The organism is Parabacteroides sp. AM58-2XD (assembly GCF_003463685.1).
GTDB lineage: Bacteria > Bacteroidota > Bacteroidia > Bacteroidales > Tannerellaceae > Parabacteroides > Parabacteroides segnis.
Window position 1 is genome coordinate 1 of sequence record NZ_QSDP01000191.1, and the last position, 4,819, is coordinate 4,819.

General features: G+C 37.6%; 3 protein-coding genes. All 3 read right to left on the reverse strand.

Annotated elements, in window-relative coordinates:
* Positions 1-461: 461 nt before the first annotated feature.
* Positions 462-1,673 carry a DUF4925 domain-containing protein gene (locus DXA15_RS24520; RefSeq protein ID WP_128135785.1) on the reverse strand — a complete coding sequence of 404 codons (1,212 nt, stop codon included), beginning with the start codon at positions 1,671-1,673 and terminating at the stop codon, positions 462-464.
* A gap of 239 nt (positions 1,674-1,912) precedes the next feature.
* Entirely contained in the window at positions 1,913-2,938 is a 1,026-nt protein-coding gene (locus DXA15_RS24525; protein ID WP_128135786.1) for a DUF4925 domain-containing protein, read from the reverse strand.
* Between the two features lie 274 nt (positions 2,939-3,212).
* The gene (locus tag DXA15_RS24530) at positions 3,213-4,331 is read right to left on the reverse strand and encodes a DUF4925 domain-containing protein (RefSeq protein WP_128135787.1); all 1,119 of its coding nucleotides are present in this window, start codon (positions 4,329-4,331) and stop codon (positions 3,213-3,215) included.
* Positions 4,332-4,819: the final 488 nt, after the last annotated feature.

Consider the following 4,819-nt stretch of genomic DNA (forward strand, 5'->3'; position numbering starts at 1 on the left):
TATACATATTAGATAAAAATGCTTTTAGACCCTATTTTTGTTTAATACATATTAGATAAAAATGCTTTTAGACCCTATTTTTGTTTAATACAATAATGAACAAAAGACTGACAATGGTCAGTCGAATCAATCATTAACTATTTGTCTAAAAAATATTATTTTAATAAGACTTAGATTCTGGCCTAAATACGTATCTGAAATCGTTACTGTCATCCAAGTTAAAAAAGAAACGACATACACGAGCTACACCTAAATTTAAGGAGAAGGTTGTAAGTTTAATTCTTGAAAAAGGAACACCTGTTCCCATATAAGAATTAGTTATTGTATTAGTAAGTCAAGGTCTCTATTTTGTAATTGTATCAAATACTCAACAAAAATAATAATCAAATAGAAAAAACAAAAAAGAAGGTATCCTTTTCAGATACCTTCTTTTCTCAAACAATATAACTATATCTTGCTTATTAGTTAGCTTTTAAATCTAAACCTAAATCGAACGCTTCTGTAGCATCCCAATTATTACTGATAGCTGGTAACAACATACCTGCCATGGCGGCATCTGGAGGAATAATACCTGCTGTACTCAACATATTCCATAGATTCAGGAAATCAGAAGAATCGTCACGCATTTTCATGATCGGGTCGAATGCATTCTTGTCAAGGTAAATATAAGTATGTCCATTCTCTGTTTTTGTACTCATGGGTATTCCATTAACAGCCCAATCCTGTAATAAAGCAATCGTTTCATCACTGACCGGAATTTCACTTACTTTGAGTAGACCAGCCAATAACTGTTTTAATTGGGCAGGTTCACTTGTCAATACTGTTGTTATGATCTCAGACATTCCATCAGCATTGCTACCCATCGCTTGCCCGATAATATTGCCTAAATCGAGTTTCATATATAGTTTACCATCTTTATGGAACCAATAGGCCAAGTGTTTAGGAGCATCTAACCAATTGGAAGTTGGGATAAGTGCTTCTACAACCTCTTTTGTCGGTGACTGGAAAATCCAATCTGTTTTGAATTCAATTTTTCCCTCTTTTATATATTTAGCTGTGATAGTACCATCTGTACCTAAAGTAACCGAATTTAATACTTGTGGAAGAAGTATCCCGAAAAGACCTCTGAACATGGCTCCGTAAGATGTACCGTAATCAGAAGAAGATGTAACACAAACATAGTTGACGTAACCAGCACCCGCAAGTACAGCGTTTGGATTCTCATATCCGTTATATTCGAGTGGTCCGGTCGTATAATCCGCCAGACTATAAGTTTTCGCCCATCCGTTCGGGTCATTCATTACGACAGTCAATTTCAATGTCATTACTTTCTCTTTGACAGAACCGGCATACTCCACATTAGCATAAGTAGTAGTAGCTGTTCCTGAAAATTCGCTGTTTTTAACCTCGACATTAGAGATTGTAGTTTCATTTTCTCCCGGGATTATATTATTCAGTAAAAGTTTCCCATTGTTACCACTGGTAGCCGAGAAAGTAACTTTCTTTCCGGTTAGAGCCATATCACCATATGAAAGCACTAAATTTTCTCCACTGTAATCACCTACCAACTCTTCCCAGCTGTTGTCAACTTTTTCTTCCTCATCGTCACTACATCCTGTAAATAAGCCGATAGAACAAATCAATGCAAATAAATAGACTAATTTTTTACTCATAGTAAATACGTTTAATATTATTATTAATGTTAATAGGGTGCGAAGATAAGAACATTTTTTTTGTAAACATACCTCTCCTGAAAAGTCCTTAAAAATAGAACATTCTTTATTAATAACATCTCCCATAAAGTAGTGTAGAATCACAAAAATGCTATTTATAGCTAAAAATATCAGGTTGCTGCAACTAGTTGCAACAACCTGATAGAGATCTTATAGTTATATCGGATTTTAGTTCAAACTTATTTCACTAAATTCAAACCAATTTCTAATTTAGTTGTTTTATTCATTGCTTCGGGGAATGAATCCAAAAGTCCTTTTACAAAAGCTCCCATTCCACCTAAAGCATTATTTTCAATCATACCGGATAGCATAGGAAGCAACGGTACGATTTTATCAACAAGCTCTTTGTCGATATATACTCTTGCCGAATTTCCATCAGAAGCGATTTCGTAATTTACAGGTATTCCATTCTTAACTAATTCTATTAATGGATCAAATGAAGATTGTTCTGATTTTGATCCTGCTATGATCTTTTCCAAATTCAAAAAGACGAGAATCTGAGTCTCAGTTACATTATAGGCTGCGTAACCTTCTTCTGAAGTCTCCCAAGACGGAGTCACTGGTTTATCCAGACTAATTCCACTTTTAGAATAAGATGCTACAATTTGTCCGTTATCCTGAAATGTAACATTTTGAAGTACTTGTCCTAAAACTAAACTTCCTAAAGGACCAGCTAAAGCCGGTATTGATTCTATCGGCAAAAGGCCTCCTAACAAAGTCCCATCCTCGGCTTCCCAAGTCATGAATAGCGGCCCAGAAACAAAACTATCATTTTCGTCTTTCTTTATTTCTGCTAATTTCCATGTTCCAGCAATAGGTGCTGTTATTTTCAATTTAACATCCAGTGTCAAAATTCCAGATTCTACCGACCCTTTCACAGATACAGTACGTAAATCTGTCTTATTTTCACCTTCTAAAGCATAGTTTTCTCCTGTTTTAAGCATTTTAGCATCCACTGTAATTTCAGCTTCGCCTGGAATAAGTTTTGTTAAAACAACACTTGCTGACTCTGCAGAATTAGCAGTTACTTTTACAGATTGATCTGAAACTTCAGTGCCATCCAAGCTTAACTTAAGTGTCTCTGCAGAATATGTAGCAGAAACAGCTTTCCAACTGTCATCTGTTTTTTCATCATCATCACTACAAGCCGTAAACAGGCTCACAGAGCAGATCAGAGCAAACAAGTACAATAAATTTTTCTTCATTATTTTTTAAGTTTAATATTAATCGGGGGCAAAGATAGTTATTATTCCTTTTCAAAGTTAAGGTCTGTAATAATAATTATGCCGTTCATACTTAGGAAATCACTATTGATTTTTAACACTATGTCCCTGCGTAGGCAAGAAAGTGAAAGTCAAACTGACCAACAAACCTGCCATATATCCAGAAGAGAGTAACTGTGATCGATCGGAGATTGAGTAAGAAAAGGCAGCTGGAATAAACCAACTGCCTTTTTTCATTCAAAAAATCGTATTGCTATCATTGCTTTTGCAGGATCAAGGTTACATTTACATCATCCGTCTTTTCGAGGATACCCGGAATTTGTGCCATAACAGCCTTGATATTATCAGGTAATTTACCCAGAATCAAACCGGACAAATCTTCATCGGTCAGCAAAGCAAACAGTTTTCCCAATACGTCATATCCGAGAGTGACTTGCGCCGTTCCGTTGGAAACGCTGTAACTCAAAGGAACACCGTCCGAAAGGTAAGGAGCGATCAACTTAATCGCCTCCAAGAATTTCAGGATTTCACTGCTACCTATATCCGCTTTAGACTTGTTAGCCTCTACAGTTGCCAGGATCTGGGCAATATTCAATTGCACATACAATTTATTATTTTTGATGTAATACTGTGCCAGGTTAAGCGGGGAAGACTGCCAGCCGGATGCTCCTTTTTTCATATAACGGGCAGTAATGTTTCCGTCTTCTCCGTATGAAATGCTTTCAAGTACTTGACGCAGGACCCCGCCTGCCAATTCTCCAATCATAGGAGCAGCCATCGATACAGGAATCGGGCCGGAGATTCCGGAGATACCTAAACCACTCAGGTCGATCGTTGCGTCGCCTGCCGACCAGACAAGGTTCAACGGCTGCTGTACTGCCAGGTTCCAGTTACCAGTCAGGTCATTCTTCGGCATGGTTACGTTCAGGGAGAGGACCAGCTTGTCTTTTTCCACGCTGCCGATGTATTTTACTTCACGTCCGTTGCCTGAATCTGTTCCTTCAAACGTATATTTCTCTCCGGATAAAGTCAGGGGAACATTCGATATCGTCGTAGTAATTTCTCCCGGAATTACGCCGGGAACCAGATTAGGAATTAATGCGGATTTCGATCCGCCATTGATAAGACCGCTAATGACACTCATATCAAAAGTACCTTTCATCGTGAGTGTAGCCGTCTTACCGTCTTTTGTCTCAAAAGAAATTTCCTTGCCCAACAAAGCGACATCGCTATACTTCAAATCAAGATTTTCACCGGAGTAAGTGGCATTTACTTCCAAGCCATTCGGATCTTTCGAATCATCATCATCGCTACAAGCGGTAAACATATTTAACGTACAAAGCACGGTAAACAAATACAAAAAACTTTTCTTCATAACTCTCTTTTCTTTATAATAAGTTGCACAAAGATAAATGATTTGCTTGTTAGAAGAGGTGTGTTTGATTTAAAATTATCAATCATCTATGCCAATAGAAATAGCTGAACTATAACATTCTCCCCATAATAGTGGGTATTTTTCCCCGTTGCAATGGGGATTATTCCCCACTATTAGGGGGAAAATTCCCCACATAAACAAAAAAGGTGGGGAATTTCTAAAGGAGAACTTGCCTCGGCTAATAACCTTCCTTTCATTTGTTCTAAAAAAGAAATGCAGAAGACTCAAATATTGTCAGAAATGAGTGTTTGTTTATAGCAACTGGTTGTAACTGGCTCCCCTCTGGAGAGGGGGAAGGGGGTGTGTCATATTCCCGCCTATACAACCACCATAATCAGAGTCACTTGACTATTACAGGTTCATTTGCCGTCTGCTTCAGCTGACGGTTTACAAGTTGTTTCTCTCTTTTGGCTTCAGCCACATTTCTC

Coding starts and splice junctions, on each gene's coding strand:
- DXA15_RS24520 (WP_128135785.1), bottom strand. CDS start 1,673: ATGAGTAAAAAATTAGTCTATTTATTTGCATTGATTTGTTCTATCGGC.
- DXA15_RS24525 (WP_128135786.1), bottom strand. CDS start 2,938: ATGAAGAAAAATTTATTGTACTTGTTTGCTCTGATCTGCTCTGTGAGC.
- DXA15_RS24530 (WP_128135787.1), bottom strand. CDS start 4,331: ATGAAGAAAAGTTTTTTGTATTTGTTTACCGTGCTTTGTACGTTAAAT.